General features: G+C 68.7%; 6 protein-coding genes. 5 read left to right on the forward strand and 1 reads right to left on the reverse strand.

The window, feature by feature from the left end; all coding sequences use genetic code 11:
- Positions 1-137: 137 nt before the first annotated feature.
- The 4 genes from ACLIBK_RS25270 to ACLIBK_RS25285 all read left to right on the forward strand — a co-directional run bounded on the left by ACLIBK_RS25270 (position 138) and on the right by ACLIBK_RS25285 (position 3895).
- Complete coding sequence (locus ACLIBK_RS25270) at positions 138-1418, forward strand: DUF3987 domain-containing protein (RefSeq protein ID WP_415390077.1); 1281 nt, start codon at positions 138-140, stop codon at positions 1416-1418.
- A gap of 332 nt (positions 1419-1750) precedes the next feature.
- Positions 1751-2161, forward strand: coding sequence for a hypothetical protein (locus tag ACLIBK_RS25275; RefSeq protein WP_415390072.1), 411 nt, complete (start codon positions 1751-1753; stop codon positions 2159-2161).
- Entirely contained in the window at positions 2158-3429 is a 1272-nt protein-coding gene (locus ACLIBK_RS25280) for a site-specific DNA-methyltransferase (RefSeq protein ID WP_415390073.1), read from the forward strand. The genes ACLIBK_RS25275 and ACLIBK_RS25280 overlap by 4 nt, the downstream gene beginning before the upstream one ends.
- Before the next feature lies 1 nt (position 3430).
- Positions 3431-3895 (forward strand): hypothetical protein, encoded by a 465-nt coding sequence (locus tag ACLIBK_RS25285; RefSeq protein WP_415390074.1) that lies wholly within the window; start codon positions 3431-3433, stop codon positions 3893-3895.
- 7 nt (positions 3896-3902) lie between these two features.
- Here ACLIBK_RS25285 and ACLIBK_RS25290 read toward each other — a convergent pair whose 3' ends face one another.
- Positions 3903-4838 carry a hypothetical protein gene (locus ACLIBK_RS25290; RefSeq protein WP_415390075.1) on the reverse strand — a complete coding sequence of 312 codons (936 nt, stop codon included), beginning with the start codon at positions 4836-4838 and terminating at the stop codon, positions 3903-3905.
- Positions 4839-5099: 261 nt separating this feature from the next.
- Between ACLIBK_RS25290 and ACLIBK_RS25295 the strand changes: the two genes are divergently transcribed.
- Positions 5100-5363: a DksA/TraR family C4-type zinc finger protein gene (locus tag ACLIBK_RS25295; protein WP_415390076.1), complete on the forward strand. Its 264-nt coding sequence runs from the start codon at positions 5100-5102 to the stop codon at positions 5361-5363.
- The last annotated feature ends 520 nt before the right edge of the window (positions 5364-5883 follow it).

Below are 5883 nucleotides of genomic sequence, written 5' to 3' on the forward strand. Positions count from 1 at the left end.
AGGACAGGGGCAGCATGGGGTCCATGGCCGGCCGACCAAGGCATTCCTGACCAGGCCGGCCCGTCAGCCCAGCTGGGGAATTTTCAGTCGGCACTTCTGGGGAGTGTCGTCTCGGCGCCTACAGGGATCCCTCCATCCTGAAGACGCCCGTGCTGCGTGCCTGCACCCGCCCCATCGACGTCCTCGATGCCCAGGCGCGTGATCTCCACGCCGAGGCCATGCGGGCCCACAAGGTGGCCGTCGCCGCCTGGAAAGAGGCCGGCAGCGATCCGGCTGCGGAGCCGCGGCTGCCACGGCTGGGCCGCTACCTGGTCGAGGGCACCACGATCGAGGCGCTCTCGGAAGTCCTGCGCGACGACCCCGACGCCAAGCAGCGGGCAGCTGCCGGCAAGGTCCTGGTCCGGCAGGACGAGATGGCCGAGTTCTTCGCCAACCTCGACCGTTACCGGAGCGGTGGCAAAGGTGGTGGTGATCGCGGCGCCTACCTGCGCCTCTACAACGGCGGCCGATACGTGCTGGATCGGGTGGGGCGCGGCACCTTCGCCTGCTCCAACTGGTCGGCCTGCTTCCTGGGCGGCATCCAGCCCGGCCCCATTCAGCGCATCGCCCGTGACACCGAAGAGGATGGGCTACTGCAGCGCTTCCTGCTCTGCGTGCCGGGCCGGCAAACCGAGGGGGAGGACCGAGCCCCTGATGCCGAGGCCTTGGCCCGCTACGAGGCGCTCTTCCCGGCCCTCGCCGCCCTGCATCCGCCGGTGACCGTGTTCGGCCAGGCGCCACGCCCGGTCGTCCTGCACACTGACGCGCACCGGCATCGCGCAGCACTGAACCACCTCGGACGCGCCCTGAGCGCCATGCCCGACACCTCTCCCCGGCTCAAAGCCGCTCTGGGGAAGTGGCCAGGCCTGTTCGCCCGCTTGACCCTGGTGCTCCACCTGATCGAAGCCGCCGACGCCCATGCCCGCGGTCTCGAGGCACCATCCCTCACCGTCGTCACCGAGGCTGTGACCCGCCGGGCAGCGGCGCTGCTGCGCGACGTTCTGCTGCCACACCTGCTACGGGCCGACGCGCTGATGTTCTCGACGGCGCAGACCGGACACGCGCGCTGGATCGCGGGCTTCATCCTTTCCCGCGGCAGCGAGCGGGTGACCCTTCGCGACGTCGTGCAGGCCTACGGTGCCCTGCGTGCCCCGGAAGCGCGACGAGAGCTGCGAGACGTGATGGAGAGCCTGGTCACCGTGGGCTGGCTGCGGTCCGAGGAGCAGGCCAATCCGACGCGGCCGCCGACCGCTTGGGCGGTGAACCCGGCGCTGAAGATGGTTTTCGCCGATCGTGCCATCCGTGAGCGCGAGGCCCGCAAGCAGGCGCAGCAGCAGACCGCAGAGGTGATCCGGCAGCGGCAGCAGGAGCAGCGGTGAAAATGTTGCAAATGTTGCCTCGCGCGCATGAAGCACCAAGGCTTTCCACTCCCTCTCTCCTCTTCCTCTACCTTTCCACTCTCTCCACGCGCGCGAGGCAACATCTGCAACATCCTCAACTGACGATGGCGCGAACGCTGGCCTGAGGGCGTGCCCCACGCTGACAGCGATCTGCGGCACTGCCAGCTCGCAAACAAAGGAACTGCGGCGAAGGTTTGTCGTGTCGCGCTACGGGTCACTGCTCCGGTAATCTATCGAGCGCTGCGCAGGACGCCCGTGATGCCCCAGACCGCCGCCTCGTCGTTCCCGTCCTACAAGCGGCACCGCGCCTGATGGCCCCGCCGCGCTACACGCCAACCGAGGAGCAGCGCCGCACCGTGCGCACCATGGCCGCCTACGGCATCCCGCAGGACGCCATCGCTCGCGTAGTCCGCTGCTCTGAGCCCACCCTGCGCCGCGCCTTTCGCTTCGAGCTCGACACCGCCGTCACCGAAGCCAATGCCCGCGTCGCGCAGTGCCTGTTTCAGCAGGCCACCACGCCGGGGAACATCGCGGCCACCATCTTCTGGCTCAAGGCGCGTGCAGGCTGGCGGGAGAAACAGCTGGTCGAGGTGTCCGGCCCCAACGGCGCCCCGCCCGAGCCGCAGCAGGTCGTGGTGGAGATCCGCCGCTTCGGTGACGACGACGAACTCGTGGAAACCACCCGCACCCCGCCACGGCTGATCGAGGGCAAGCGCGCATGAGCACCCTGACCGCCTCGCCCTTGTTTCCCCCCTACAACCTCGCACCCGTGGCCGAGCTGGTGCCCTACGCGCGCAATGCCCGGACCCACTCGCCGGCCCAGGTCGCCCAGATCGCCGCCTCGATCCGCGAGTTCGGCTTCACCAACCCCATCCTGGTGGACGGCCAGCGCGGCGTCATCGCCGGCCACGGTCGGCTTCTGGCCGCCCGTCAGCTGGGCATGACCGAGGTGCCCACCCTGGAGCTGGCCCACCTTACCGCAGCCCAGCGCCAGGCCTACGTGCTGGCCGACAACCGGCTGGCACTCTCGGCCGGGTGGGACGAGGAGCTGCTCCGGGTCGAGCTGGGCGAGCTCTCGGCCGAGGGCTTCGACCTGAGCCTCACCGGCTTCGAGCCGCTGGAGATCGCGGGCTTCCTGGCCGAGCCAACCGCCGGGCTGACCGACCCGGACGAGGTCCCTACCCCGCCGGAGCAGCCCGTATCAGCCGTGGGGGATACGTGGCTGCTGGGCCGCCACCGGCTCACCTGCGGCGACAGCACCGATGCGGACACCGTGGCCAGGGCGCTGAAAGGGGTGCGCCCGCACCTGATGGTCACGGACCCGCCCTACGGGGTGGAGTACGACCCGGCCTGGCGCAATGCCGCCCTGGAGGGCAGCAAGACCGCCCGCACGGGCAAGGTGCTCAACGACCACCGGGCAGACTGGCGCGAGGCGTGGGCGCTGTTCCCGGGGGAGGTGGCCTACGTCTGGCACGGTGCCCTGCACGTCGGCACGGTGGCCGACAGCCTGACCGCCACCGGCTTCGGCATACGCGCCCAGATCATCTGGGCCAAGGAGCGCCTCGTTCTGGGCCGTGGGCACTACCACTGGCAGCACGAGCCCTGCTGGTACGCCGTGCGCAACAGCGGCAAGGGGCACTGGGCCGGTGATCGCAAGCAGACCACGCTGTGGTCCATCTCATCCCGCGGCCAGGACACCGACACCGCCCACGGCACGCAGAAGCCGGTGGAGTGCATGCGCCGGCCGATGGAAAACAACAGCAGCCCCGGGCAGGCGGTGTACGAGCCGTTCTCCGGGTCAGGCACCACCCTGATCGCGGCGGAGATGAGCGGGCGCGCTTGCCACGCCGTGGAGCTGTCGCCGGCCTACGTGGACGTGGCGGTGCTGCGCTGGCAGGCCTTCACGGGCCAGGAGGCGGTGCTGGAGGACAGCGGCGCCTCGTTCGCCAATGTGGCGGCCCAGCGCACCACCGCTGGCGGGGAGGCCTGAGATGGTGCAGGGAGCGCCCTTTCAGCCCACCGAGGAGCAGCGCAAGACGGTGCGCGCCATGTCCGGCTACGGCGTGCCGCAGGACGACATCGCCACCCTGCTCGAGATCGACCCCAAGACCCTGCGCCGGCACTTCCGGCGCGAGCTGGACCGCGGCTCGATCGAGGCCACGGCCAAGGTGGGGCAGAGCCTGTTCCGCATGGCCACCGAGGGCGGGTCGGTGGCGGCGGCGATCTTCTGGATGAAGGCACGGGCGGGTTGGCGGGAGAAGCAGGTGGTGGAAGTCACGGCGCGGCAGAGCATCGAGGAGATGACGGATGCCGAGTTGCTGGCCATCATCCAGCACACCCGTGACGCCATCGCCGAGCAGGAGGAAGCCGCGGCCGAGGAGCAGGCCGAGGCTGCGCGCGAGCGGGGTGCGATCGAGCACGATCCGGAAGCCCAAGTGTCTCCGGGGGGCCGTTGAGGGGTGGTCATTCTCTGTGTCCCTGCTCGGAAGCTGGTTGCTTCGGCGCTTTGGACCGACGCGTCGCCTGGGCACGTTCCAGAGATGCAGCCGCGCGACGTTCCTTGCGCAAGATCTCGATTTCTGGCTGCCACCACCCGCGAGCCAGGTCGGACGGGTTGGGCGGGGTTCGGGAAGGCCAAGTCTTGACCAGTTCGGCATGGCTGGGCCGGCGCCAAGCCGCCCAGATCAGCCCCGCAGAATCAGCTGAAACACCGGGATAGAAGCGGGCGGTGTCGGCAGGTTCCGCGAGCTCGCCGGTGATGGCCACGAACACCACGCATCCAGCATGGGTCATCAGCACTCGGTCGAGTGGCGGTAGCGCATCTTCAGGGACGGGATAACGGTGTCGCCGACGTTCAGTCGCCTCCATCCGTTTGTCCGCCTGCTCCGGAGAGGCCTTATGGCTTTCCGCCCGCTTTCGCCGCTCCTCCGGTTCAGCCCGCCGAGCAGCGTCTTCGATAGCCGGCCAGTGCCGGTTCAGCTCCTCGAAGGACCGGAATGGCACGCGCCAGGCTTTGATGGCCGGGTCCCAGCGCGCCCAGGGTATCTCCTTCAATTCGGCGATGGCGGTCCGGGAATAGGGCGTCCTGACCACGAAGCCGTCATCCAGCTCCAGGTAAGGGCTGGAGATCGGTTCAAAGGCAAAGGCGTCACGGCCACGCTGGTCGGCATAGGCCAGCACGCCCGACCATTCTCGGCCCATCCAGGTCGTGAGGCGCCGCTCCGCACGTGTGCCCGGTACGAACCAGGCACCCAGGTCGTCCCGCCACCGCGCGCGCGGGAACGCCTCACGAAAGCGCTCCACCGTCATGCGGTCGTATGGGAAGGCTGCGACGGCTCCGGGCGAGCCATCGCCAGGCTCTTGCTGCGTTGCGCTGAACTCCACCGCTTCGTCGGTCACCCGCTCCCCCCTGGCAGCGTACCCTCCTGCCCCTCGACTTCCGCGTGCACTGTACCGCGGTCGAGATATTTGAACGCCAGCACCAGGTGCCGCGCTGCCGTGGCCCATGAGTAGGCTGAGGCGGCGCGCCAGCGAGGATGAGATTGAGCACCATCCCATCACCTCCAGGTCCGGTGTTCTCCCGCCCACACGGCTGCGTGAAAAGGCCGCTGCCGAACCCCATATTCAGATCTTCGCAGCTGAGGCTGGTGGACAACGGCAATGGCGAGTGGCTGGGCCCCGGACGGGGCGGTGCAGGACCAGATCGAGGACACTGTCACGGACGGGGTCCTGCGCGCGCGAGCCCATATCCCGATCGGCGCGGGAGCAACGCATTGCCTGGAGTGTGACGAGGAAATCCCCGAAGCGCGTCGCCGGGCACTACCCGGGGTACGGACGTGCGTCCTGTGCCAGTCGGCTCTGGACCGGCGGCCAGTGAACATCGGCTTCAACCGCCGGGGCAGTAAGGACAGCCAGCTCAAGTAGCGCCCCGCTTCGGCCAAGCTCCGTCAGCCTTTGAGGGAACGTCTGCGCGTGAATGGTTCTCGACCAGAAGGCGAAGGGGTGGAACCCGCCCCGAGCTGCGCAAGGCGACGAAGGCAGGCTGGGCAGGTCACTGCCTCGGCGGGAGGCTCAGCCCAGTGTGACCCCGCCCCAGGCTCGTCAGCACAGAGCGACATGCGGCAGAACGGCGTTACAGCGTGGTAGACGGGCAGCCTGTTGTGCTGGACACGGCCTGCCTTGCGGAGCGCAACGAAGACGCGCGTCCCGCGAATGATCGCGTTGGGAGGCATTCAGACGCTCGCCGCTGGTTGGACCAGGTGCATAGCGCTGTCCGAAGCAGGCCGCTATCGGCCAGCAGCCCATGTTCACCACCGACCAACGACCGTTGATCGGTCGTGAACACCCCTGCGAGGCGGAGCAGGAGATAGCCCGCGGGGGTTACGCCGGCTATACTTTGATCGATCTTTAGGCCGCACGAGGACTTCTCTCGGAGCTGGACATT

It is taken from the genome of Roseomonas sp. BN140053 (assembly GCF_047690175.1).
Lineage (GTDB): Bacteria > Pseudomonadota > Alphaproteobacteria > Acetobacterales > Acetobacteraceae > Roseomonas.